Annotated in this window: 21 protein-coding genes and 1 tRNA gene; 17 read left to right on the top strand and 5 right to left on the bottom strand. The window is 73.5% G+C overall.

What is annotated here, in order from left to right; translation table 11 throughout:
* Positions 1–3: 3 nt before the first annotated feature.
* From ACI8AF_RS03090 to ACI8AF_RS03055, 8 genes are all read left to right on the top strand, one after another.
* Positions 4–1,446 (top strand): amidase, encoded by a 1,443-nt coding sequence (locus ACI8AF_RS03090; protein ID WP_456538191.1) that lies wholly within the window; start codon positions 4–6, stop codon positions 1,444–1,446.
* A gap of 14 nt (positions 1,447–1,460) precedes the next feature.
* Positions 1,461–1,534: transfer RNA gene (locus tag ACI8AF_RS03085), tRNA-Pro, on the top strand.
* A gap of 102 nt (positions 1,535–1,636) precedes the next feature.
* Entirely contained in the window at positions 1,637–3,109 is a 1,473-nt protein-coding gene (gene tig, locus ACI8AF_RS03080; RefSeq protein ID WP_456538190.1) for a trigger factor, read from the top strand.
* 252 nt (positions 3,110–3,361) lie between these two features.
* Complete coding sequence (locus tag ACI8AF_RS03075) at positions 3,362–3,997, top strand: ATP-dependent Clp protease proteolytic subunit (RefSeq protein ID WP_456538189.1); 636 nt, start codon at positions 3,362–3,364, stop codon at positions 3,995–3,997.
* A 17-nt stretch (positions 3,998–4,014) separates the two neighbouring features.
* Positions 4,015–4,644: an ATP-dependent Clp protease proteolytic subunit gene (locus tag ACI8AF_RS03070; protein ID WP_456538188.1), complete on the top strand. Its 630-nt coding sequence runs from the start codon at positions 4,015–4,017 to the stop codon at positions 4,642–4,644.
* Positions 4,645–4,959: 315 nt separating this feature from the next.
* Positions 4,960–6,234, top strand: coding sequence for an ATP-dependent Clp protease ATP-binding subunit ClpX (clpX, locus tag ACI8AF_RS03065; protein WP_456538187.1), 1,275 nt, complete (start codon positions 4,960–4,962; stop codon positions 6,232–6,234).
* Positions 6,235–6,368: 134 nt separating this feature from the next.
* Entirely contained in the window at positions 6,369–7,043 is a 675-nt protein-coding gene (locus ACI8AF_RS03060; RefSeq protein WP_456538249.1) for a DUF4230 domain-containing protein, read from the top strand.
* A gap of 321 nt (positions 7,044–7,364) precedes the next feature.
* Positions 7,365–7,676, top strand: a complete 312-nt coding sequence (locus ACI8AF_RS03055) for a DUF559 domain-containing protein (RefSeq protein ID WP_456538186.1) — start codon at positions 7,365–7,367, stop codon at positions 7,674–7,676.
* Between the two features lie 52 nt (positions 7,677–7,728).
* Here the strand turns inward: ACI8AF_RS03055 and valS are convergent, their stop codons facing one another.
* Positions 7,729–10,275: a valine--tRNA ligase gene (gene valS / locus ACI8AF_RS03050; protein WP_456538185.1), complete on the bottom strand. Its 2,547-nt coding sequence runs from the start codon at positions 10,273–10,275 to the stop codon at positions 7,729–7,731.
* A gap of 42 nt (positions 10,276–10,317) precedes the next feature.
* On the opposite strand from valS, the gene ACI8AF_RS03045 reads away from it, so the two are divergent.
* Both ACI8AF_RS03045 and ACI8AF_RS03040 read left to right on the top strand, forming a co-directional pair.
* Positions 10,318–11,673 (top strand): bifunctional folylpolyglutamate synthase/dihydrofolate synthase, encoded by a 1,356-nt coding sequence (locus ACI8AF_RS03045; protein ID WP_456538184.1) that lies wholly within the window; start codon positions 10,318–10,320, stop codon positions 11,671–11,673.
* Positions 11,670–12,056: a DUF4233 domain-containing protein gene (locus ACI8AF_RS03040; protein ID WP_456538183.1), complete on the top strand. Its 387-nt coding sequence runs from the start codon at positions 11,670–11,672 to the stop codon at positions 12,054–12,056. Before ACI8AF_RS03045 ends, ACI8AF_RS03040 begins: the two co-directional genes overlap by 4 nt.
* Here ACI8AF_RS03040 and ACI8AF_RS03035 read toward each other — a convergent pair.
* Genes ACI8AF_RS03035 through ACI8AF_RS03025 form a run of 3 tightly spaced genes read right to left on the bottom strand, consistent with a single transcriptional unit; the run spans position 12,053 to position 13,139 of the window.
* Complete coding sequence (locus ACI8AF_RS03035; protein ID WP_456538182.1) at positions 12,053–12,358, bottom strand: hypothetical protein; 306 nt, start codon at positions 12,356–12,358, stop codon at positions 12,053–12,055. The two genes, ACI8AF_RS03040 and ACI8AF_RS03035, sit on opposite strands and share 4 nt — an antisense overlap.
* A gap of 36 nt (positions 12,359–12,394) precedes the next feature.
* A complete protein-coding gene (locus ACI8AF_RS03030) occupies positions 12,395–12,916 on the bottom strand; it encodes a Clp protease N-terminal domain-containing protein (protein ID WP_456538181.1) in 522 nt (173 codons plus the stop codon).
* 1 nt (position 12,917) lies between these two features.
* The gene (locus ACI8AF_RS03025) at positions 12,918–13,139 is read right to left on the bottom strand and encodes a helix-turn-helix domain-containing protein (RefSeq protein WP_456538180.1); all 222 of its coding nucleotides are present in this window, start codon (positions 13,137–13,139) and stop codon (positions 12,918–12,920) included.
* A gap of 74 nt (positions 13,140–13,213) precedes the next feature.
* On the opposite strand from ACI8AF_RS03025, the gene ndk reads away from it, so the two are divergent.
* On the top strand, positions 13,214–13,636 hold the full coding sequence (gene ndk, locus ACI8AF_RS03020) for a nucleoside-diphosphate kinase (protein ID WP_456538179.1): 423 nt from the start codon (positions 13,214–13,216) through the stop codon (positions 13,634–13,636).
* A gap of 25 nt (positions 13,637–13,661) precedes the next feature.
* Here ndk and ACI8AF_RS03015 read toward each other — a convergent pair whose 3' ends face one another.
* The gene (locus ACI8AF_RS03015) at positions 13,662–16,004 is read right to left on the bottom strand and encodes a putative bifunctional diguanylate cyclase/phosphodiesterase (protein ID WP_456538178.1); all 2,343 of its coding nucleotides are present in this window, start codon (positions 16,002–16,004) and stop codon (positions 13,662–13,664) included.
* Between the two features lie 159 nt (positions 16,005–16,163).
* Between ACI8AF_RS03015 and ACI8AF_RS03010 the strand changes: the two genes are divergently transcribed.
* From ACI8AF_RS03010 to ACI8AF_RS02985, 6 genes are all read left to right on the top strand, one after another.
* Entirely contained in the window at positions 16,164–17,123 is a 960-nt protein-coding gene (locus ACI8AF_RS03010; protein WP_456538177.1) for an ABC transporter ATP-binding protein, read from the top strand.
* Between the two features lies 1 nt (position 17,124).
* Positions 17,125–17,907, top strand: a complete 783-nt coding sequence (locus ACI8AF_RS03005; protein ID WP_456538176.1) for an ABC transporter permease — start codon at positions 17,125–17,127, stop codon at positions 17,905–17,907.
* Positions 17,904–18,737 carry an ABC transporter permease gene (locus tag ACI8AF_RS03000; RefSeq protein WP_456538175.1) on the top strand — a complete coding sequence of 278 codons (834 nt, stop codon included), beginning with the start codon at positions 17,904–17,906 and terminating at the stop codon, positions 18,735–18,737. The genes ACI8AF_RS03005 and ACI8AF_RS03000 overlap by 4 nt, the downstream gene beginning before the upstream one ends.
* Before the next feature lie 124 nt (positions 18,738–18,861).
* The gene (locus ACI8AF_RS02995) at positions 18,862–20,892 is read left to right on the top strand and encodes a TIGR03960 family B12-binding radical SAM protein (RefSeq protein ID WP_456538174.1); all 2,031 of its coding nucleotides are present in this window, start codon (positions 18,862–18,864) and stop codon (positions 20,890–20,892) included.
* An 8-nt stretch (positions 20,893–20,900) separates the two neighbouring features.
* Entirely contained in the window at positions 20,901–21,659 is a 759-nt protein-coding gene (locus ACI8AF_RS02990; protein ID WP_456538173.1) for a TIGR03936 family radical SAM-associated protein, read from the top strand.
* A gap of 252 nt (positions 21,660–21,911) precedes the next feature.
* A complete protein-coding gene (locus ACI8AF_RS02985; protein WP_456538172.1) occupies positions 21,912–24,767 on the top strand; it encodes an Rne/Rng family ribonuclease in 2,856 nt (951 codons plus the stop codon).
* The last annotated feature ends 35 nt before the right edge of the window (positions 24,768–24,802 follow it).

The raw sequence follows: 24,802 nt of genomic DNA, 5'->3' as shown, positions 1-24,802 counted from the left end.
CAGGTGACCGAGTGGCTGGACGCGACGGCGCAGGCGGAGCTGGTGCGCACCGGGCAGGCGAGCCCGGCCGAGCTCGTCGAGGCGGCGATCGCCCGCATCGAGAAGGTGGATCCGCAGCTCGACGCGGTGGTCCGCGACCGCTTCGACGCCGCCCGGGCCGAGGCGGCCGGCGAGCTCCCCGACGGCCCGTTCCGCGGGGTGCCGATCCTGCTCAAGGACCTCGGCTGCCACGTGGCGGGGGAGGAGACCCGCTACGGGACGTCGTTCCTCGCCGGGGTCCGCTGGCCGGGTGACAGCTACCTGGCCCGGCTCTTCCGCGAGGCCGGTTTCGTCGCCGTGGGGCGGACCGCCGTGCCGGAGCTCGGCACCACGGTGACCACTGAGCCGGCCTGGCACGCCCCGGCCCGCAACCCGTGGAACCCGGCGCACTCCACCGGGGGCAGCAGCGGCGGGTCGGCGGCCGCGGTCGCCGCCGGCCTGGTGCCGGTCGCGCACGCCAACGACGGCGGCGGGTCGATCCGGATCCCCGCCGCGCTGTGCGGCCTGGTCGGCCTCAAGCCCACCCGCGCGCGGGTCAGCCAGGGGCCGGAGATCGGCGAGTCGTGGGCCGGCGCCACCATCGACGGCGTCGTCACCCGCACCGTCCGCGACACCGCCGCCGTCCTCGACCGGATCGGCCGGCCGATGCCCGGCGACCCGTACGTCGCCCCGCCGCTGCCGCGCCCGCTGGCCGAGGAGGTCGGCGCCCCGGTCGGCCGGCTGCGCGTCGCCCTGCTCGACGCCGACCCGGGGGAGCAGTACCTCGACGACCCCGCCTGCCGGACGGCGGTGGAGGCCACCGGCCGCCTGCTGGAGGAGCTCGGCTGCGCGGTGGAGCCCGGTTCGCCGGACGGCATGTTCGACCCGCTGTTCCCGCGCTTCTTCACCACCACGATCGCCGCCGACACCGCGCTGACGATCTCGGCGTTCGAGCGGTTCACCCTCGGCCGGGAGATCGCCGACGAGGAGCTCGAGCCGCGCAACGTGACCTACCGGGCCGTCGGCCGCAAGCTCGGTGCCGAGGACTACCTGGGCGCCCGGATGTGGCTCGGCTCGTGGTCCCGGCGGGTGGCGGCGTTCTGGGCGCCGCCGGACCTGGGCGGCCGCGGGTTCGACCTGCTGGTGACGCCGACCGTCGGCGCGCCGCCGCCGGAGCTCGGCTGGTTCACCGCCGAGGGCCCGGAGGCCGAGGGGCGCCGGATCAACAGCTTCATCCCGTACACCGCGCAGTTCAACGTCACCGGTCAGCCGGCGGTCAGCCTGCCGCTGGCGGAGACCGACGACGGCCTGCCCGTCGGCGTGCAGCTGGTCGCCGCCGCCGGCCGGGAGGACCTCCTGGTGCGGGTGGCGGCCGCGCTGGAGGAGGCGTCGCCCTGGGCCGGACGGCGCCCGGCGGTGCACGCCTAGACTCGCGGGGGCCACGGGGTGTGGCGCAGTTTGGTAGCGCACCCGCTTTGGGAGCGGGGGGCCGTGGGTTCAAATCCCGCCACCCCGACGCGACGCTCCGCGACGTCTCTAGACTCGTGGGCCGACCCGGCGCCGTCCGCCCTGACCGGTGCCCACCCCCGCAGAACGTCTACCGAGGAGCACTGCCGCTGTGAAGAGCACCATCGAGGAACTGGGCCCCACGCGGGTCCGGATGGCGATCGAGGTGCCGTGGGGCGACCTGGACCACGCCTTCGGTGAGGTCTACAAGGAGCTGAAGAAGCAGGTCCGGGTGCCCGGCTTCCGCCCCGGCAAGGTCCCGAACAAGGTGCTCGACCAGCGGGTCGGCCGCCCGCTCGTGCTCGAGCAGGTCGTGCAGCACGCGATCCCCGAGGTGTACTCCGAGGTCGTCCGCGAGAACCAGGTCCGCGTCATCGGTCAGCCCGACATCGAGGTGACCCGCCTCGACGACAACGACACCCTGGCCTTCACCGCCGAGGTCGACGTCGCGCCGAAGCTGGAGCTCCCCGCCCTCGACGACCTGAAGGTCACCGTCGACGACGTCGAGGTCACCGACGAGGAGATCGACCAGCAGGTGGACGTCATGCGCGAGCGGTTCGCCATGCTCACCGGCGTCGAGCGCGCGGCCGAGGACGGCGACTTCGTCTCCATCGACCTCGAGGCGAAGCTCGACGGCGAGGTGCTCGAGGACGGCTCGACCACGGGCATGTCCTACGAGGTCGGCACGGGCAGCCTGATGGCCGGTCTCGACGAGGCCGTCCGCGGCCTGTCCGCCGACGAGTCGACGACCTTCAGCACCCCGCTGCTGTCCGGCCCCCACGCCGGCCACCAGGCCGACGTCACCGTCACCGTCCGCTCGGTCAAGGCCAAGGAGCTGCCCGAGCTCGACGACGACTTCGCCTCCACCGCCAGCGAGTTCGACACCCTCGAGGAGCTGCGCGACGACGTGCGCCAGCGGCTGCAGCGGGTGAAGACGATGCAGCAGGGGGCGCAGGCCCGCGACAAGCTGGTCGAGCACCTGATCGAGACCGTCGAGGTGCCGATCCCCGAGAACCTGGTCGACCGCGAGGTCGAGTGGCGCGCCAACGCGCTGGGCCAGGAGCTCGCCCAGGCCGGCATGGACTGGGACGCCTACCTGTCGGCGGCCGGCGTCGAGAGCCGCGAGGCCTACGACGAGGACGCCCGCAAGAACGTCGTCGACGCGGTCAAGACGCAGTTCATCCTCGACGCGATCGCCGACGCCCGTGAGGTCACCGTCGACAACGACGACCTCTCGGCGCAGATCGTGGCCCAGGCCCAGCGCAACCGGGTGAGCCCCGAGCAGTACGCCCAGCAGCTGCAGCAGGGCGGCAACATCGCCGAGTTCGTCGCCGACGTCCGCCGCACCAAGGCGCTGGCCCAGCTGCTGGAGCAGACGACGATCACCGACGAGTCGGGCAACGTCGTCGACCTCGAGGCGCTGCGCCCGCAGACCGTCCAGGCGCCGGCCTCCGAGCCGGTTGTCGAGTCCGAGGAGCCCGGCGACGAGGCCGAGATCGCCGACGCCGAGGCCGCCACCGAGGAGGCCGTCGAGGCCGACGTCGTCACCGCCGACGAGGAGACCGGGGACACCGCCAAGGCCTGAGCCCCGGCGCTCGATCCGGTACGACGCCGTCCTCCCTTTCCGCAGGGAGGGCGGCGTCGTCGCGTCCGCGGGGGACATCGCTGCGCTCACGGCGAACACCGGCCCGCGGAGGACTGCCGCCGCCGGTGCGCGCGTTAGGGTCGACGTGACTCAGGCGAAACCCGGCGGGTACCGCCCGCCGGAGGCCCCGGAGGGGCCCGGCACCACTCGCCAGTCCGACCGCGCAACAGTCCTACGGAGGTCATTCCACCCGTGAGCACCGACCCGATCCCGGCGGGCGCGCCCCTGATGCGTGCCGCCGCCGGAGGGATGAATCTCAACGACTCGGTCTACGAGCGTCTCCTGCGCGAGCGGATCATCTTCCTCGGCAGCCAGGTCGACGACGTCATCGCCAACCAGCTGGCCGCGCAGATGCTGCTGCTGTCGGCCGAGGACCCCAAGCGGGACATCCACCTCTACATCAACTCGCCCGGCGGCTCGGTGACGGCCGGCATGGCGATCTACGACACGATGCAGTTCATCGACTGCGACGTGGCCACCTACGGCATGGGCCTGGCCGCCTCGATGGGCCAGTTCCTGCTCACCGCCGGCACCAAGGGCAAGCGCTACGCCCTGCCGCACGCGCGGATCATGATGCACCAGCCCTCGGCCGGCGTCGGCGGCACCGCGTCCGACATCGCGATCCAGGCCGACCTGTTCCGCCGGACCAAGCGCGAGCTCAACGAGCTGCAGTCCTTCCACACCGGCCAGAGCGTGGAGCAGATCGAGAAGGACTCCGACCGCGACCGCTGGTTCACCGCGCAGGAGGCCCTCGAGTACGGCTTCGTCGACCACGTCGTCAGCCGTGCGGCCATGACCGACAGCGCCAACCCGGTCACCGACAACTGAGTCCGGAGGGACTGATCATGAGCGGCTTCCAGATGCCCTCCAGCCGGTACGTCCTGCCCTCCTTCGTGGAGCGCACGAGCTACGGCATGAAGGAGAGCAACCCCTACAACAAGCTCTTCGAGGAGCGGATCATCTTCCTCGGGGTGCAGATCGACGACGCCTCGGCCAACGACGTGATGGCCCAGCTGATCACGCTGGAGTCCGCCGACCCCGACCGCGACATCACGATCTACATCAACTCGCCCGGTGGCTCGTTCACCTCGCTGATGGCCATCTACGACACGATGATGTTCGTCCGCCCGGACATCCAGACCGTCTGCATGGGCCAGGCCGCCTCCGCCGCCGCCGTCCTGCTCGCGGCCGGCACGCCGGGCAAGCGGCTGGCGCTGCCCTACTCCCGGGTGCTGATCCACCAGCCCTCCGGCGAGTCCGGCGGCCAGGTGTCCGACCTCGAGATCCACGCCGCGGAGATCCAGCGCGTGCGGTCGCAGATGGAGGAGATCCTGGCCCGGCACACCGGCCAGTCGCTGGACCAGGTCCGCGCCGACATCGAGCGCGACAAGATCCTCACCGCCGAGGAGGCGAAGGCCTACGGCATCGTCGACGAGGTCATCCAGAGCCGGAAGCTGAACGCCCTCCCCGCCTGATCGGCGGCAATTCGGTGCGGGCCGGGGCTTCGCGAGTCGGGGTCTCGGCCCGTACCGTCAAGGGGCGCAGGGAGCACAGGCGACAGATGTGGTTCGCCCGTCCGGCCGGGTGCGTCATTGCCCGACCGGGTCCGGGGGAGCAGGTACGGTCGGCGAGACCCGATCCCCGGCGGACGAAGCCGGGAGGAGAGCCTCGCGGGGCGAGCCGCCTCAGGCCGTCAGCTGGCAGCGGGGCACGGCAGCGGGGCACAGCAGCACGACATGCACACACGGGGCCGCTTCCCAGGCTCCGAAACCCGAGGTGGAGGTCAGCAGGTGGCACGAATCGGTGAGAGCGGCGACCTGCTCAAGTGCTCGTTCTGCGGGAAGAGCCAGAAGCAGGTCAAGAAGCTCATCGCTGGCCCCGGGGTCTACATCTGCGACGAGTGCATCGACCTGTGCAACGAGATCATCGAGGAGGAGCTCTCCGAGTCGTCGGACCTGAAGTTCGACGAGCTGCCCAAGCCCAAGGAGATCCACGACTTCCTCGAGCAGTACGTGATCGGCCAGGAGAAGGCCAAGCGCACGCTCTCCGTCGCCGTCTACAACCACTACAAGCGGATCCAGGCCGGTGGCGAGCGCGGCAGCCGCGACGACTCGGTCGAGCTGGCCAAGTCCAACATCCTGCTCATGGGCCCGACCGGCTGCGGCAAGACCCACCTCGCGCAGACCCTGGCCCGCATGCTCAACGTGCCGTTCGCCATCGCCGACGCCACCGCCCTCACCGAGGCCGGCTACGTCGGTGAGGACGTCGAGAACATCCTCCTGAAGCTGATCCAGGCCGCCGACTACGACGTCAAGCGCGCCGAGACCGGGATCATCTACATCGACGAGGTCGACAAGATCGCCCGCAAGAGCGAGAACCCGTCGATCACCCGCGACGTCTCCGGCGAGGGCGTGCAGCAGGCGCTGCTGAAGATCCTCGAGGGGACGACGGCGTCGGTGCCCCCGCAGGGCGGCCGCAAGCACCCGCACCAGGAGTTCATCCAGATCGACACGACGAACGTGCTGTTCATCGTGGGCGGCGCCTTCGCCGGTCTGGAGAAGGTCATCGAGCAGCGGATCGGCAAGCAGGGCATCGGCTTCGGCGCCGAGATCCGCAGCAAGAAGGAGATCGAGGAGGCCAACGCCTTCGCCGAGGTCATGCCCGAGGACCTGCTGAAGTTCGGCATGATCCCCGAGTTCATCGGCCGGCTGCCGGTGATCACCAGCGTGCAGGCGCTGGACCGCGAGGCGCTGATCCAGATCCTCACCAAGCCCAAGAACGCCCTGGTCCGCCAGTACCGGAAGCTCTTCGAGCTCGACGGGGTCGACCTGGAGTTCACCGACGACGCCCTCGAGGCGATCGCCGACCAGGCCATCCTCCGCGGCACCGGCGCCCGCGGGCTGCGCGCGATCATGGAGGAGGTGCTCCAGTCGGTGATGTACGACGTCCCGAGCCGGGACGACGTCGCCACCGTGGTGATCTCCAAGGAGGTCGTGCTCGAGCACGTCAACCCGACGATCGTGCCGCGCAAGCCGGCCCGCGCCCCGCGCGAGAAGTCGGCGTAGCCCCCGCTCGTCCGCGGCCCGCCTCCCTGCTGGGAGGCGGGCCGTTTTCTCTGCTCGGGCGGGAATGGCGGGGCGGCATCCGGTGCTGTACGACACAATCCCCCCGATCGAACGCAGGGAGCCCGCGCGTGCCGATGCTGCTGGACCGTCCGATCCCCGCCCCCCTCCCGCCGCGCCGGCGCCGCCTCCGCGGCCGCCGCCTCCTCGTGGGCGCCGCGGCCCTCGCCGCCGCCGGGGTCGGGCTGCAGACCCTCGTCGGCTGGGAGAACCCCTTCGAGGAGAAGGTGGTCGACCGCAGCACCACCCCGCTGCTGCTGGCGCTGGCCGACCTGCACGACTACCACGCGGCCACCGGCAGCTTCCAGGTCGTGATCGACCAGGAGCGCGACACCCCGTACCTGCCCTCGGCGATCAGCGGCGAGCGGACCAGCTTCCTCGCCACCGGCACCGTCGACGCCTACGTCGACCTCGAGGGCGTCGGCGAGGCCGTCGAGCTCTCGGCCGACGGGCGGACGGCGACCCTCGTGCTGCCGGCGCCCGAGCTCGCCGAGCCCCGCATCGACCCGTCGGAGAGCCGCGTGCTCGACCGCGACCGCGGCCTGGTGCAGCGGGTGGGCGACGCGATCGGCGGCGACACCACCGACGACACCGCGCTCTACGCCGAGGCCGAGGACCGGCTGGCGTCCGCCGCCGCGGCCAGCGACCTGCGCGAGCGCGCCGAGGACAACACCCGCGACATGCTGACCTCGCTCGCGGCCGGCTTCGGCGTCGAGGAGCTCACCGTGACCTTCGAGGACGACCCCGCCTGATCTGACCGCACCGATCACAGTGCGCTGAGGCGGGGTTCCCACGCTCGGAACCCCGCCTCGGCGCACGTCGTGGCGCGGCGTACGAGGGCATCCCTGTCACCTGCGCGGAGCGGGCCGTCGTCGACACCTGGGGCCGGCAAGGGGCGGTGCCTCGTCCGGCAGTGCGAGCAGCGGCGATCGACGCCGTCCGCCGGCGGGTCTTCCGTCCCGCAGATCTGGCCCACGAGCTGGAACGGCAGCCCAGGCTGCACCGACGCGCCGAGCTTGCCGAGCTCGTGCGGCTGCTGATCCAGGGGTGCCGCAGCGAGCTGGAGATCTGGGATGTCTGCAGGTGCTGCAGCACCCCGGCATGCCGCCTTCGTCCAGCAGCGGCCGGTCGTCGTGGCGGGGGAGCGGTTCTTCCTCGACGCCGCCTACGAGGAGGTCATGCCGGCCGTCGAGCTCGACGGCGCCGCCTGGCACGGCTCGCGGCGGCAACGGGAGAGCGACATCCGCCGCGACGCCCTGGTCGCGACCATCGGTTGGCAGACGCCGCGGTACAGCTACGCCCGCCTCACCGCCGAGCCGGATGCGTGCCGCCGCGACATCCTCGCCACCTACGAGGCGCGCCGTCGCCTGTTCGGAGTGCGCTGAGGCGGGGTCCCGGACCGCAGAACCCCGCCTCAGCACACTCCGTTGCGCCGGGTCAGGCCTCCGCGGGCGGGGCCAGGACGACGGAGACGCGCAGCTCGCCCTCGCCGGGCTCGATGCTCAGCGAGGCGATCCGCCCGGCGTCGACCAGGTCGGACCGCGCGCCCTCCAGCAGCGACACCTGCGCGGCCGGCGCGGTGACCGTCGCCGACTCGACGTCGGCCCGCATCGACACCTGCGCGTCGGACTTCGCCTTGCGCACACCGGCCAGCGCGGCCGCGACCACGCCCACCTGCGCCGGGTCGCCGCCGCGCGGCAGCTCGGTCGCCCGCGGCCACAGCGCCCGGTGCACCGAGCCGCCCTGCCACCAGGACCAGACCTCCTCGGTGACGAACGGCAGCACCGGCGCGAACAGCCGCAGCAGCACCGACAACGCCAACGCGAGGCTCGCCTGGGCCGACTCGGCGGCGGCGCCCGAGCCGTACGCCCGCGACTTCACGAGCTCCACGTAGTCGTCGCAGAACGACCAGAAGAAGGTCTCGGCGACCTCGAGCGCCCGGGTGTAGTTGTAGGCGTCCATGGCCGCGGTCGCCTCGTCGACGACGTCGGCCAGCCCGGCCAGCAGCGCGAGGTCGAGCGGCTCGGTGACCTGGTCGGCGGTCAGCCCGGCCGAGGCGCCCAGGCCCAGCACGAACTTGCCGACGTTGAGGATCTTGATGGCCAGCCGCCGGCCGACCTTCATCTGCGCCTCGTCGAACGGCGAGTCGGCACCCGGCCGGGCGCCGGCGGCCCGCCAGCGCACCGCGTCGGTGCCGTAGCGCTCCAGGACGTCGATCGGGGTGACGACGTTGCCCTTCGACTTCGACATCTTCTTGCGGTCGGGGTCGACGACGAAGCCCGAGATCGCCGCGTGCGTCCACGGCACCGTGCCGAACTCGTAGTGCGAGCGCACGACCGTCGAGAACAGCCAGGTGCGGATGATGTCGTGCGCCTGCGGGCGCAGGTCCATCGGGAAGACGTGCGCGAACAGCTCCGGGTCGGTGTCCCACCCGGAGGCCACCTGCGGCGAGAGCGACGACGTCGCCCAGGTGTCCATCACGTCGGGGTCGGCGACGAACCCTCCGGGCACGCCCCGCTGCGACTCGTCGAAGCCCGGCGGGACGTCGGACGACGGGTCGACCGGCAGCGTCTCCTCGGCGGCCACGATCGGGTCGTCGTGCACCGGCTCCCCGGACTCGTCGAGCCGGTACCAGACCGGGAACGGGACGCCGAAGAATCGCTGCCGGCTGATCAGCCAGTCGCCGTTGAGCCCCTCGACCCAGTTCTCGTAGCGGTGCCGCATGTGCTCGGGCACCCACTGGATCTCCCGGCCGCGCGCGACCAGCGCGTCCCGCAGGTCGGCGTTGCGGCCGCCGTTGCGGATGTACCACTGCCGCGTGGTGACGATCTCCAGCGGCCGGTCGCCCTTCTCGTAGAACTTGACCGGGTGGCTGATCTGCTGCGGCTCGCCGTCGAGGTCGCCGGACTCGCGCAGCATCTCCACCATGCGCTGCTGGGCGCTGAACGGCGTCTTCCCGGCCAGCTCGCCGTACGGGCCGGCGGGCACCCCGGCCGGCGCCTCGGCGACCAGCCGGCCGTCCCAGCCGACGATCGCCCGGGTGGGCAGGTCGAGCTCCCGCCACCAGGTGACGTCGTTGAGGTCGCCGAAGGTGCAGATCATCGCGATGCCCGAGCCCTTGTCCGGCTCGGCCAGGCGGTGGGCGACCACGGGCACCTCGACGCCGAACACCGGCGTCGTCACCGTCTGCCCGAACAGCGGCTGGTAGCGCTCGTCGTCGGGGTGGGCGACCAGCGCGACGCAGGCGGGCAGCAGCTCCGGCCGGGTCGTCTCGATGAAGACCGGTCCGGACGGGCCGTGGAACGAGATCCGGTGGTAGGCGCCGGGCCGCTCGCGGTCCTCGAGCTCGGCCTGGGCGACGGCGGTGCGGAAGGTGACGTCCCAGAGGGTCGGCGCCTCCTGGGCGTAGGCCTCACCGCGGGCCAGGTTGCGCAGGAACGCCCGCTGCGCCGTGGCGCGCGAGGTCTCGGAGATCGTGCGGTAGACGTTCGACCAGTCCACCGACAGCCCGACCCGGCGCCACAGCTGCTCGAAGGCGCGCTCGTCCTCCTCGGTCAGCCGCTCGCACAGCTCGACGAAGTTGCGCCGGGAGATCGGCTGCTGGTCCTTGCCGGGCTTCTCCGGCGGGGTGAAGGACGGGTCGTAGTGCAGCGACGGGTCGCAGCGGACGCCGTAGTAGTTCTGCACCCGGCGCTCGGTGGGCAGGCCGTTGTCGTCCCAGCCCATCGGGTAGAAGACGTGCTTGCCGAGCATCCGCTGGTAGCGGGCGACGATGTCGGTGTGGGTGTAGCTGAAGACGTGCCCCACGTGCAGCGAGCCGCTGGCGGTCGGCGGCGGCGTGTCGATCGAGTAGAGCCGCTCGCGGGGCGCGGCCAGCGCGGCGGCGCGGTCGAAGGCGTAGGTGTCCTCCGCGGCCCAGTGCTTGATCCACTTCTCCTCGAGCCCGTCCAGGGACGGCTTCTCGGGCACGCCGCGGGTTTCCATGCCCTCCATCCTAGGAACCGGGCGGCTGGCATCCTGGAGAGGATGAGCAGCACCGAGCACGGCGAGACGGCGCGCGTCGAGAAGGCCCTCCTCGCCCGGTGGCCGGAGAGCCGGCTGGAGCCCTCGCTCACCCGCATCAACGCCCTGGTCGACCTGCTCGGCGCTCCGCACCGGGCGTACCCCGTCGTCCAGGTCGCCGGCACCAACGGCAAGACGACGACGGCGCGGATGGTCGACGAGCTGCTGCGCGGCTTCGGGCTGCGCGTCGGCCGCTTCACCAGCCCGCACCTGCAGTCGATCCGCGAGCGGATCGTGCTCGACGGCGAGCCGGTGAGCGCCGAGCGCTTCGTCGAGACCTACGACGACATCGCCCCGTACGTCGAGCTGGTCGACAACGGCTCCGACGTCCCGATGTCGTTCTTCGAGGTGATGGTCGGCATGGCGTACGCGCTGTTCGCCGACGCCCCGGTCGACGTCGCCGTCATCGAGGTCGGCATGGGCGGCACGTGGGACGCCACCAACGTCGCCGAGGCCCGGGTCGCCGTCGTCACCCCCGTGGCGCTGGACCACGCCGAGTACCTGGGCCCCGACGTCGGCACGATCGCCGGCGAGAAGGCCGGGATCATCAAGCGCGACTCGATCGCCGTCCTCGCCCACCAGGAGCCGGCCGCGCTCGACGCGCTGGTCCGCCGGGTGGTCGACGTCGAGGCGACGCTGGCCCGCGAGGGCACCGAGTTCGGCGTGCTCGAGCGCAAGGTCGCCGTCGGCGGCCAGCTGCTGCGGCTGCAGGGCCTGGGCGGCGAGTACCCCGAGGTGTTCCTCCCGCTCTTCGGCGCCCACCAGGCGCAGAACGCCAGCACCGCGCTGGCCGCCGTCGAGGCGTTCCTCGGCGCGGGTGCGGCCACCGGGCCGGTCGACGTCGAGACGGTGCGCACCGCGTTCGCCGCCGTCCGCTCGCCCGGGCGGCTGGAGCGGGTGCGCAGCTCGCCGACCGTGCTGGTCGACGCCGCGCACAACCCGGCCGGGATGGCAGCCACGGTCGGCGCGATCCGCGAGTCGTTCGACTTCACCCGGCTCGTGGGTGTGGTCGGCTGCGTCCGCGGCAAGGACGTACCGGGCATGCTCGCCGCGCTCGAGGACATCTGCGCCGAGCTGGTCGTCACCCAGAACGGCTCGCCGCGGGCGATGCCGGCCGACGAGCTCGGCGCGCTGGCCGTCGACGTCTTCGGCGCCCACCGGGTGAGCGTGCACCCGCTGCTGCCCGAGGCGCTGGAGTCGGCGATCGAGCTGGCCGAGGCCGGTCCCGACGACGCGCTCGGCGGCTCCGGCGTCCTGGTCACCGGCAGCGTGATCACCGCGGGGGAGGCCCGGGCCCTGCTCGGAGGTGCCTCCTCGTGAGGGCGCTCGACCCGGCGCGCGCCGCCAAGGCGCTCAACGGCGGGGCGGCCGCCGCGCTGCTCCTCGAGGCCGTCGTCGTCCTGTTCGTGCCGCGCGGCATCGCGCAGTCCGGCCCGGGCCTGACCGGCTTCCGGCTGACGGCGCTGCTGGTGCTGTTCGTGCTGCTGGTGGTGGCCGCCGGCCTGCAGCGCCGGCCGCAGGGGCTGCTGATCGGCACGGTGCTGCAGGTGCCCGTCGTCCTCACCGGGCTGTTCAACAGCGTGATGTGGCTGCTGGGCGGGATCTTCGCGCTTATCTGGCTGTACCTGCTGCAGGTGCGCAAGGAGCTGCTGGGCAGCACGTTCGGCCCGCCCACGCCGGCGCCCGAGGACGGCGAGCGCTAAGGCTTCCGCCACACCGAGACGTGCGCGGTGCTGTCGGCGCCGAAGGGCGAGCGCCCCCAGTCGGCCCAGCGGTGCTCCGGCTCCAGCCCCGCGAGCTGGGCCATGAGGTCGAGCTCGGCCGGCCACACGTAGCGGAACGGCGCCGAGAGCACCTCCGCCCGGCCGTCGGCGAGCCGGTAGTGGTGCGACCGGACGATCTGGGTGACGACGTCGTACTCGTCGAACCCCAGGTGCTCGGCGCGAGTCCTCGTCGTAGCCGGCCGCCACCCGCTCGTCGAACCACACCTCGCGCACCGGCCCACCCTGACCGGGCCGGCGGCCGGCGCGCGACCCGTTTCTCAGGCGGCGGCGGGGCCCTCGAGCCGCTGCCGCAGCGCGTCGGTGTCCACGCCCAGCTGCCGCAGCACGCGGGTGACCGTCGCGTCGTCGACGGCGAGGACGCCGGAGAGCACGTGCCCGCTGTCGATCCGCCGCCCCTTGTGCCGGACGACGGCGCGCAGCGACTCCTCCAGCGCCTTCTTGCTGTCGCGGGTGAACGGCAGGTGGCCGGGGGAGCGGGCCCCGCCGCGGTCGAGCGCGCCCGGGCCGAACGCGGCCTCGGCGGCGGCGCGGACCTCGTCCAGGTCGATGCCGACGGCGGCGAGCGCGTCGGCGTCCAGCCCGGCCGACCGCCGCAGCGCGGACCGCAGCCGGTCGGCGTCCACCCCGGCGGCGCGCAGGGCGCTGCCGCCGCGGGCCGGGTCTCGGCCGAGCGCGAGCAGCAGGTGCACCGGCTCGATCCGGGACGCCCGGAGGTCGCGTGCCTCCTCCTGCGCGTGGACGACGGCCCAGCGGGCCTCCTCGGTGAAGCGTTCGAACACGTCAGCCGTCCTTCCTGCCGCGGGCGTGCTTCTTGTGCACGGCCTGCCGGGTGACGCCGAGGGCGTCGGCGATCTGCTGCCACGACCAGCCGCGGTCGCGGGCGTTGCGCACCTGGAGCACCTCGAGGCGCTCGGCGAGGTCGCGCAGCGCCCGCACCGCCCGCAACCCCGTGTCCGGGTCGTCGGCGGCCGCGGCCGTGGTGACGTCGGTGGGTGAGGCCATGGCTGTCAACGTAGGTTGACACTCCTGGTCTGTCAACCCGAGTTGACAGGAGGCGTCCCGTAGGCTGCCGCCTCGTGTCCGCACCCACTGCTGAGCGCACTCTGGTCCTGGTCAAGCCCGACGGCGTCGCCCGCGGCCTGGTCGGCGAGGTCATCTCCCGGCTGGAGGCCAAGGGTCTGCGGCTCGTCGCCGCCGAGCTGCGCACGCTGACCGCCGAGGTCGCCGAGACCCACTACGCCGAGCACCGCGAGCGCCCGTTCTTCGGCTCGCTCGTCGAGTTCATCACCAGCGGGCCGCTCCTGGCGCTGGTCGTCGAGGGCCCGCGGGCCATCGAGGCGTTCCGCGCGCTGGCCGGCGCCACCGACCCGGTCAAGGCGACGCCGGGCACCATCCGCGGCGACTTCGCCCTCGAGGTGCAGTCGAACATCGTGCACGGCTCGGACTCGCCGGAGTCGGCCGCGCGCGAGGTGAAGCTCTTCTTCCCCGACCTGGGCTGAGCCGGCTCGACCCGGCCCGCCGCTCCTAGCGCGGCAGGAGCGGGGCGCCGGCGCGCACCAGGCGCTCCACCTCGTCGGCCGGCACCGGCGGCGAGAACAGGAAGCCCTGGGCGCTGCGGCAGCCCAGCTCCTGCAGCGCGGCCAGCTGCTCGGGGGTCTCGACGCCCTCCGCGACCACGCCGAGCCCGAGGCTGGTGCCCAGCGCGATCATGGCGCCGGCGATCGAGCGCTCCGCCGTCCCCGGCCCCAGCGGCGCCACGAACGACCGGTCGATCTTCAGCCGGTCCAGCGGGAAGGCCTGCAGCCGGCTGAACGACGAGTGGCCCATGCCGAAGTCGTCGATCGCGACCGACGTGCCCAGCCGCCGCACGCCGTCCAGCGTCTCGGCGGCGTCGGTGTCCGAGCCGATCGCCAGGGTCTCGGTGACCTCCAGCTCCAGCCGGCCGACGTCGACCCCGGCCCGGTCGCTGCGCGCGGCCACCGCGGCCGGCAGGTCGCCGCGGGCCAGCGTGCGCGCCGAGACGTTGATCGCGATCCGCAGCGGCGCCAGCCCGGCGTCGGCCCAGGCGCGCAGCTGCGTGCAGGCGCTCTCGAGCACCCAGTCGTCGATCTCGTCGACCAGCCCGGTGCTCTCGGCCACCGGCAGGAAGGCGTCCGGCGCCAGCAGCCCGCGCTCGGGGTGCTCCCAGCGGACCAGCCCCTCGACGCCGTCCACCCGGCCCGACCGGAGGTCGACCTGCGGCTGGAACAGCAGCCGCAGCTGACCGCCGGGGATCGCCTCGCGCAGCTCGCCGACCAGCCGGTTGTGCGCCACGACGTCGTCGTGCATGCCGGGCTCGAACACCCGCGCCCGGTTGCGGCCGGCCGCCTTGGCCGCGTACATGGCGATGTCGGCGTCGCGGAGCAGCTCGTCGGGGCCGCGGCGGTCCAGCGTCCCGGTGAGCGTGATGCCGATGCTGCAGCCGACCTCGAACCGCTCCGTGCCCCACGGCACCGGCCGCGCGATGGCCGAGAGCAGGCGCTCGGCGACGGCGCACGCGTCACCGCGGCCGTCGACGTCCTCCATGAGGACGACGAACTCGTCGCCGCCCAGCCGCGCGACGGTGTCGTCGGGGCGCACGCAGGCCTGCAGCCGGCGGGCCACCTCGGTGAGGACGGCGTCGCCGGCGCCGTGGCCGAACACGTCGTTGACCGACTTGAAGTCGTCGAGGTCGAGCAGGAGGACGGCGTCGCGGCGCGGCACCCGGCGCGCGGCGAGCGCGTGCTCGAGCCGGTCGCGCATCAGCGCGCGGTTGGCCAGCCCGGTGAGCGGGTCGTGCAGCGCCAGGCGGGCCAGCTCGTCGGCCTGCTCCTGCAGGCGGTGGGCGGCGGCCAGCGCCTCGGCCTCGCTGCGCTTCTGGCCGCTGATGTCCCGCGCGATCGCGGCGATGCCGGTGAGCGCGCCGTCGTCGCCGCGGATGGTCGAGAGCGTCAGCAGCGCGTCGAAACGCCGGCCGTCGCGGCGGCGGTGGACCCGCTCGACGCTGAGCCCGTTGCTGGTGACGACCTCGTCGAGGATCGCCCGCGACGACCGCGGCTGGTCGTCGGGGACCAGGATCGCCACGGTCCGGCCCACGGCCTCCTCCGCCGTCCACCCGTAGAGCTTCTCCGCACCCGGGTTCCAGGTGAGGATCCGGCCGTCGGGGGCGAGGGTGGCGACGGCGTCGTCGGTCGACTGGACGACGGCGGCCAGCCGGGCGAGCTCGTCGCGCTGCGCCCGCAGCTCCGCCGTCCGGCTGGTCACCAGCGACTCGACGCGGGTCCGCCGGTCCTCGAACCGGCGCCAGGCCACCACGCACGCCCAGCTCTCGAGGACGACGAAGGCGGCGTGGACGGCGGCCATCCCCAGCGGCGTCACGTCGTCGGCGAAGACCGACCCCGGGAACAGCGAGCCGAAGACGAAGTGGTGCACCGCGACGTAGGCGACCGCGAGCACGAACGGCACCGGCGTCGCGTAGAGCGTGGCCAGCGGCAGCAGCGCGAAGAAGAGGAAGTGCGCCTCGGTCCGCCCGCCGGAGAGGTGCACGACCAGCGCGGCGGCGGTCATCAGGGCCGCCGCCCCGGCCGCCGCCCGGTGGACCCGGGGTAGCACCGTCGCGCGGGCGGCGAGGGTCAGCGCGACGAGGGGCGCGGCGTGCGCGGCGGAGTGCAGCGGCGGGTGGCCCCGGACGACGGCGTAGCCGGCGACGGCGACGCAGAGCGCCACCAGCGTGCGCAGCACGAAGCCGTGGTGCTCGGCCCACTGCTCGTCGGGCAGTTCGCGGCCGAGGAAGGGACGGCGGAGACGGGTCAGGCCACCGGCAGCGGAGATCTGCGCTGCTGCGTCCACCTGGTCCCCTTGACCTTTCACGGACCGTAGCCGGAAGGTTACGTTCCCGATCCTGGCGGGTCCGGCCGCCGGCGGCCACCCGAGGGCGACGTGACCGTCACCACTTCTCCTGCGGAACTCGCTCGTCCGCTGTCGGTGCGCGTCACTAGGGTGCGGCGCGTGGAACGGCGGACGGCCCTCATCAGCGCGCGCGGCCTGGTGAAGAAGTTCGGCGACTTCACCGCCGTCGACGGCATCGACGTCGACGTGGCGCCGGGGGAGTCGTTCGGGTTCCTCGGCCCCAACGGCGCCGGCAAGAGCTCGACGATGCGCATGATCGGCGCGGTCTCACCGCCGACGGCGGGGGAGCTGCGGGTGCTTGGGCTCGACCCGACCGTCGACGGCCCGGCGATCCGCGCCCGCCTGGGTGTCGTCCCGCAGACCGACAACCTCGACCTCGAGATCACCGTCGCCGAGAACCTGCTGGTGTACGGCCGGTACTTCGGGCTGCCCAAGCCGCTGCTGCGCGAGCGGGCCGCCGAGCTCCTGGAGTTCGTGCAGCTCGCCGACCGCGCCGGCGACAAGGTCGAGCCGCTCTCCGGCGGGATGAAGCGGCGGCTGACCATCGCCCGCTCGCTGATCAACGAGCCCGACGTCGTCCTCCTCGACGAGCCCACCACCGGGCTGGACCCGCAGGCCCGGCACGTGCTGTGGGAGCGGCTGTACCGGCTCAAGCAGCGCGGGGTCACCCTCGTGCTCACCACGCACTACATGGACGAGGCCGAGCAGCTGTGCGACCGGCTGGTGGTCATGGACAAGGGGCGGATCGCCGCCGAGGGCTCGCCGGCCGAGCTGATCCGCCGGTACTCCACCCGTGAGGTGCTGGAGCTGCGGTTCCCGCTGCTGGAGGGCCAGCCCGGACCGGAGCGGTACGTGCCCGAGCTCGACCCGGTCGTGGAGCGGGGCGCGGTCGACCGGGTCGAGGTGCTGCCCGACCGGCTGCTGCTCTACACCGCCGACGGCGACGCGGCGCTCTCGGCGGTGACCGCCGGCGGCGTGCACCCGTTGTCCAGCCTCGTGCGGCGCAGCTCGCTGGAGGACGTCTTCCTCCGGCTCACCGGCCGGACGCTGGTCGACTGAGGTGACCGCTCCCGCGCCCGGCGCGCTGGCCTTCGCCGCCCACCGGCTGACCGCCTACCGGCACTACTGGCGCAGCAGCCTGGTGAGCAGCGTGCTGGAACCGGCGCTGTTCCTCGCCGCGATGGGGCTGACCCTCGGGGTGCTCGTCGACCGCGGGCCGGGCGAGCTGCCCGGCGGCGTGAGCTACCTGTCGTTCCTGGCGCCGGGGCTCCTGGCCGCCGCCGCGATGCAGCTGGCCAGCTTCGAGTCGACCTACCCGGTGCTCGGCTCGATCAAGTGGGACAAGACCTACGAGGCGGTGCTGGCTACCCCGGCCGGCGTCCGCGACCTGCTGGTCGGGCACCTGCTGTACGTCTCGTTCCGGGTGGGGACGTCGGCGGCGCTGTTCCTCGGCGTGCTCGTGCTCTTCGGCGCCGCCGACAGCGCCCTGGTGCTGCTCGCGCTTCCGGCCGCGCTGCTCACCGGGCTGGCGTTCGCCGCGCCCATCACCGCGTTCGCGGCCACGCTCGACAACGACTCCGGGTTCGCCGGGCTGCAGCGGTTCCTGATCCTGCCCATGTTCCTGTTCTCGGGGACGTTCTTCCCGGTCAGCCAGCTGCCGGCGGTCTTCGAGTGGATCGCCTACGCGACCCCGCTGTGGCACGGCGTCGCGCTGTCCCGCGGGCTGGCGCTCGGCACGCTGGAGGCGGGGCCGGCGCTGGTGAGCGTCGGCTACCTGCTGCTCTGGTTCCTCGTCGGCGTGCGTCTCGCCGGGCGCGCGTTCCGCCGGCGGCTGGTCACGTGACCGCCGTCGAGGCCGCGGCCCCGCGGCAGGCGCTGCTGTGGCGGGTCTTCCCGCTCTACCCGCTGTCGGCCCGCCGGGCGGGACACCTGGTCGCCCGCAACCTGCTGGTCGCCCGGCGCACCTGGCTGCTGTTCGTCTCCGGGCTCTTCGAGCCGTTCTTCTACCTGCTGTCCATCGGCGTGGGCATCGGCGGGCTGGTCGGCACCGTGGTCACCGACTCCGGCTCGGCGCTGACCTACCAGCAGTTCGTGGCGCCGGGGCTGATGGCGGCCGCGGCGATGAACGGCGCGATCTACGACTCGGTCTTCAACCTGTTCTTCAAGCTGCGGTACTCGAAGCTCTACGACGCCGTCCTGGCCACGCCGCTGTCGGCGCCCGACGCCGCGGTGGGGGAGACCATCTGGTCGCTGCTGCGGGGCGCCACCTACTCGGCGGCGTTCCTGGTGATCATGACCGTGCTCGGGCTGGTGGGCTCGTGGTGGGCGGTGCTGGCGCTGCCGGCGGCGATCCTCATCGGCTTCGCGTTCGCCGCCGTCGGCCTGGCCGCGACCACGTTCCTGCGCGGCTGGCAGGACTTCGAGTTCGTCCAGCTGGCGCTGCTGCCGCTGTTCCTGTTCTCCACGACCTTCTACCCGCTGTCGACCTACCCCGAGCCGCTGCAGGTCGTCGTCCGGTGCACGCCGCTGTACCACGGCATCGAGCTGGTGCGCGGACTGGTGACCGGCGACGTCGGCTGGTCGCTGCTGGGCCACGCGGCGTACCTGCTGGTCATGGGCCTGGTCGGGCTCGCGATCGGCGCCCGCCGCCTGGGCAACCTGCTCCTGAAGTAGTTGATCATCGGCGGGTGGCTGCCCTCGCCGGCGTGTCGACCAGCCACCTGCCGATGGTCGACTCGGCCGGGATCCAGTACTCGAGGATCGTGGTGGTGCCTGCTCGATCACGGAGTCGTTGCCGTTGGACGCGCCGGGCGGCGGCGTGTCCGGCGGCACCGAGCCGATGATCAACCCGCAGCGGGCCGGGGGAGGCCGCGCCGGCGGCGGCTACCCTGGACCGGTCATGTCTGGTGAGTCGCTGTACCCCGTCCTCGAGCCGCTCCTGGCCCAGGTCCAGAAGCCGATCCAGTACGTGGGCGGTGAGCTGAACTCCCAGGTCAAGGAGTGGGACGCCGTCGACGTCCACTGGGCGCTGATGTACCCCGACGCCTACGAGGTGGGGCTGCCCAACCAGGGCCTCATGATCCTCTACGAGGTGCTCAACGAGCGGCCCGACGCCCTGGCCGAGCGCACCTACGCGGTCTGGCCGGACCTCGCGGCGCTCATGCGCGAGCACGGCGTCGGCCAGTTCACCGTCGACGGCCACCGGCCGGTGCGCGACTTCGACCTGCTCGGCGTCAGCTTCGCCACCGAGCTCGGCTACACCAACCTGCTCGAGGCGCTCGACCTCGCCGGCGTCCCGCTGCACGCGGTCGACCGCGACGAGACCCACCCGGTGGTGGTCGCCGGCGGGCACGCGGCGTTCAACCCCGAGCCGATCGCCGACTTCGTCGACTGCGCCGTCCTCGGCGACGGGGAGCAGGTCGTCGGCGACATCACCGACGTCGTCCGTGCCTGGAAGCAGCAGGGCCGCCCCGGCGGGCGGGAGGAGCTGCTCGCCCGGCTGGCCCGGGTCGAGGGCGTCTACGTGCCCCGCTTCTACGCCGTCTCCTACGCCCCCGACGGCACCATCGCCGCCGTCAACCGCACCCGGGACGACGTCCCGCCCCGGGTGTCCAAGCGGACGGTGATGGACCTCGACGAGTGGCCCTACCCGAAGACGCCGCTGGTGCCGATGGCCGAGAGCGTCCACGAGCGGATGAGCGTCGAGATCTTCCGCGGCTGCACCCGCGGCTGCCGCTTCTGCCAGGCCGGGATGATCACCCGCCCGGTGCGCGAGCGGACGATCACCGGCATCGGCTCCATGGTCGACCAGGGCCTGCGCGCCACCGGCTACGAGGAGGTCGGGCTGCTGTCGCTGTCCAGCGCCGACCACTCCGAGATCGGCCAGGTCGCCAAGGAGCTCGCCGACCGCTACGAGGGCACCAACACCGGGCTGTCGCTGCCGTCGACCCGCGTCGACGCCTTCAACGTCACCCTGGCCAACGAGCTGTCCCGCAACGGACGGCGCAGCGGCCTCACCTTCGCCCCCGAGGGCGGCAGCGAGCGGATCCGGCGGGTGATCAACAAGACGGTGTCCAAGGAGGACCTCGTCCGCACGGTCACCACCGCCTACGCCAACGGCTGGCGGCAGGTGAAGCTCTACTTCATGTGCGGGCTCCCCACGGAGACCGACGAGGACGTCCTCGAGATCGCCGAGCTCGCCGTCGAGGTCATCCGCGCCGGCCGCGAGGCCAGCGGGTCGCGCGACATCCGCTGCACCGTCTCGATCGGCGGCTTCGTGCCCAAGCCGCACACCCCGTTCCAGTGGGCCGGGCAGGCCAGCGCCGAGACCATCGACCACCGGCTGCGCGTGCTGCGCCAGGCGATCAACGCCGACAAGCGGGTCGGCCGCGCGATCGGCCTGCGGTACCACGACGGCAAGCCCGGCATCGTCGAGGGCCTGCTCTCCCGCGGCGACCGCCGCGTCGGCCGCGTGATCGAGCGGGTCTGGCGCGAGGGCGGGAGGTTCGACGGCTGGAGCGAGCACTTCTCCTTCGAGCGGTGGACGGCGGCCGCCGCCGAGGAGCTCGCCGTGTTCGGCATCGACCTCGACTGGTTCACCACCCGCGAGCGCACCGAGCACGAGGTGCTGCCCTGGGACCACCTCGACTCCGGGCTGGACAAGGAGTGGCTCTGGGAGGACTGGCAGGAGGCGATCTCCGAGGAGGAGGTCGGCGACTGCCGCTGGACCGGCTGCTACGACTGCGGTGTCTGCCCGACCATGGGCACCGAGATCCAGATCGGCCCGACCGGGCGCAGCCTGCTGCCGCTGACGGTGGTCGGCCGCTAGTGGCCCGCATGCCCGAGGGGCCGCCGCCGCCCCCGACCGTGCAGAAGCTGCGCCTGCGCTACGCCAAGCGCGGCCGGCTGCGCTTCGCCTCGCACCGCGACCTCGCCCGGGCGCTGGAGCGGGCGCTGCGGCGCGCCCGGGTGCCGATGGCCTTCTCCGCCGGGTTCACCCCGCACCCCAAGATCTCCTACCTCGGCGCGGCGCCGACCGGCGCGGCCAGCGAGGCCGAGTACGTCGAGCTCGGGCTGGCCGAGCGGCGCGACCCGGAGGAGGTCCGGGCCGCCCTGGACGCCGCGCTCCCGCCCGACGTCGCCGTCCTCGAGTGCGTGGAGGCCGCCGAGGGCACCGGGTCGCTGGCCGACCGGATCGACGCGTCCCGCTGGCGGGTCGAGCTGCCCGGCGTGCCGCCCGCCGCGCTCGCGGCGGCCGTGGCGGAGTTCCTGGTCCGCGACGAGGTCACCGTGCCGCGGCGCACCAAGAACGGCCTGCGCGACGTCGACGCGCGGGCCGCCGTCGCCCGCGCGTCGGCGGGCGAGGAGGCAGGTTGTGCCATACTGGACGTGGTCGTCCGGCAGGTGACGCCCGCTGTTCGACCAGACGACGTGGTGGCCGCTCTCGCTGCCGTCGCCGACCTGCGCCCGCCGTCGCCCCCACGGGCCGTGCGTGAGGCGCAAGGCCGGCTCGACGACGACGGGACCGTGGCCGATCCGCTCGGTCCCGACCGTGCGGCGCGCACCCGCTGCCAGGGGGAGCACGCGGCGGTCTGACCGGCGAACCGGCGCCCCGCGCCGTACGCGCGCACGGCTGCCAGGCGTGCCGCACCCGAAGACCCGGCACCACCGCAGCACCCCGCACCACCGGTCCCCGGCCGGCAACCGCCGCGCAGGGACCGCCCACAGACTTCGCGGGTCGGGCGACCCGCCGCACCCCGTGCGGTCGCCCAGCCCCGCCCTGACCCCGCGTTCCTGCGCGGCCGCCAGTCGAGAGATCGGCGCCCGGGGACGTACGAGGAGGCCCTCGTGGCAGACCAGAACGACGACACGACCGCAGCCGCCCCGGAGGCGGACGGCGCCGAGCAGCCGCTCCGCGACGAGACCCCGGTGCCCGAGGAGGAGGCCGAGGAGGCCACCGCCGAGGTCGCCGGATCCGAACCCGAGCCCGAGCACGAGCACGAGCCGGTCTCCCCGTTCGGGGCCCAGTTCAGCTCCCCGGAGCCGACCGCGGTCGTCGCCCGCCCCCGCCGCCGGGCCACCCGCCCGGTCGCCGCGCCCGACCCGGACTCGGTCGAGCCGGTCGTCCCGCCGGCGGCGGCCGTCCCCGCGTTCGTGAGCTTCGTGGCCCCGCACGCCGAGGCCGCCCCCGCACCGCGGCGCCGCAGCCGCCGGCCCGCCGAGAGCCCGGAGGTCGAGGACGCCGACCTCGCGCCCGAGCCCGCCGCCGACGAGGACGCGGCGCCGTCCCGGCCGCGGCGCAGCCGGTCCCGCCGCCGTCCCGAGCCCGAGGACGTCGAGGTGACCACCACCGAGGACGAGGACGTCGAGGAGACCGACGAGGCCGGCGACGACGACGCCGACCGCGACGAGAGCTCGACCACCGCCAGCCGGCGCCGCCGGCGCGGCCGCCGCGGCCGCGGGCGGGGCCGCACCAGCGAGGACGGCGACTCCGACGAGGACGGCGAGGAGACCGACGAGGCCCGCGACGAGCAGGCCGACGACACCGAGGACGTCGACGAGACCGAGGGCGACGCCGACGAGGACGGCGACACCGAGGAGGCCGAGACCGGCTCCACCACCCGCCGCCGGCGCCGCCGCCGTCGCCGGGGGAGCAGCGAGGACCGCGGCGAGACCGGCGACGACGAGCGCCCCGAGCGGGCCGGCCGCGACGGCCGCACCACCAGCGACGACGACGTCCGCGGGGTCACCGGCTCGACCCGCCTCGAGGCCAAGCGGCAGCGCCGACGGGACGGCCGCGACAACGGCCGGCGGCGGACGCCGATCCTCACCGAGTCCGAGTTCCTCGCCCGCCGCGAGGCCGTCGACCGCAAGATGGTCATCCGCCAGCGCGGCGAGCGCACGCAGATCGCCGTCCTCGAGGACGACATCCTCGTCGAGCACTACGTCACCCAGGCGCAGGCGACCTCGTTCGCCGGCAACGTCTACCTCGGCCGCGTGCAGAACGTGCTGCCGAGCATGGAGGCGGCCTTCGTCGACATCGGCAAGGGCCGCAACGCCGTCCTCTACGCCGGCGAGGTCAACTGGGACGCCGCCGGCCTGTCGGGCAAGCAGCGCTCGATCGAGACCGCGCTGAAGTCCGGCGACAAGGTGCTGGTGCAGGTCACCAAGGACCCGATCGGGCACAAGGGTGCCCGGCTGACCCAGCAGATCAACCTGCCCGGCCGGTTCCTGGTCTACGTGCCCGGCGGCTCGATGACCGGCATCAGCCGCAAGCTGCCCGACACCGAGCGGCAGCGGCTCAAGGACGTCCTCAAGAAGATCGTCCCCGAGGACGCCGGCGTGATCATCCGGACCGCCGCGGAGGGCGCCTCGGAGGAGGAGCTCACCCGCGACGTCAACCGGCTCAAGGCGCAGTGGGAGGTCATCTCCCAGAAGGCCTCGTCGACCAGCAACGCGCCGACCCTGCTGTACGGCGAGCCCGACCTGGCGATCCGGGTCATCCGCGACGTCTTCAACGAGGACTTCAAGGAGCTCGTCGTCCAGGGCGACGACGCCTGGGACACCGTCGAGGCCTACGTCGCGCACGTCTCCCCGGAGCTGGTCGGCCGGCTGACCCGCTACGCCGGCACCGGCGACGTGTTCGCCGACCTGCGCGTCGACGAGCAGCTCGCCAAGGCCCTCGACCGCAAGGTGTGGCTGCCCTCGGGCGGCTCGCTGGTGATCGACCGCACCGAGGCCATGACGGTCATCGACGTCAACACCGGCAAGTTCACCGGCTCCGGCGGCAACCTCGAGCAGACCGTCACGCGCAACAACATGGAGGCGGCCGAGGAGATCGTCCGCCAGCTCCGGCTGCGCGACATCGGCGGCATCATCGTCATCGACTTCATCGACATGGTGCTCGAGAGCAACCGCGACCTCGTGCTGCGGCGGCTCACCGAGTGCCTGGGCCGCGACCGGACCAAGCACCAGGTCGCCGAGGTCACCTCGCTGGGCCTGGTGCAGATGACCCGCAAGCGGGTCGGCCAGGGCCTGCTCGAGGTCTTCTCCGAGCCGTGCGAGCACTGCCGCGGCCGGGGCGTGCTCGTGCACACCGACCCCGTCGACGAGAAGCGCCGCGGGGGTGGCGGCGGCGGGAGCAACGGCGGCGGCAACGGCCGGCGCGACTCCGGCCGCGCCGAGCGCGACCGCGACAAGGGCGCCGACAAGGGCGCCGACAAGGGTGCGGACAAGGCCAAGGAGCCCGAGGCGCCCGCGGCTCCCGCGGCCGAGGTCACGACCGACGAGGACGGCGAGGTCGTCCGCGCCGGCGGCGGCCGCCGCAACCGCGGCCGGCGCAACCGCGGCCAGTCGGGGGAGGAGCGCGCCGCCGAGGACGCCGCGGTGCTCACCGCGACCCTGGACGAGGTGCCGGTCGAGGTCGGCGCCGACGCCGCCGCGACCGAGGAGCCGCCGGCCGGCGACGAGGCGATCGCCGTCGAGGCCGAGCCGGCTCCCGAGCCGGCCGCCGAGGCGGTCGTGGAGGACGTCGTCGAGCTGCCGGGCGAGACCGTCGCGGTGACCGACGAGGCCGCGATCGAGCCGGTGACCGAGGAGCCGGCGCCCGCCGCGGACGCCGAGGTGCCCCCGGAGGTCGGGTCGGTGCCGCGGCCGCGCCGCCGGCGGGCCGCCAGCCGCCCGGCCGGACCGCCGGTCGCCTGAGGGCGGGTTCGACCGGCCCGGCGTCCCTCGGGTAC

The sequence above is a fragment of the Blastococcus sp. SYSU D00669 genome (assembly GCF_054050715.1).
The sequence above is the reverse complement of the archived record's forward strand: the minus strand, read 5'-3'. Positions and strand labels throughout refer to the sequence as shown.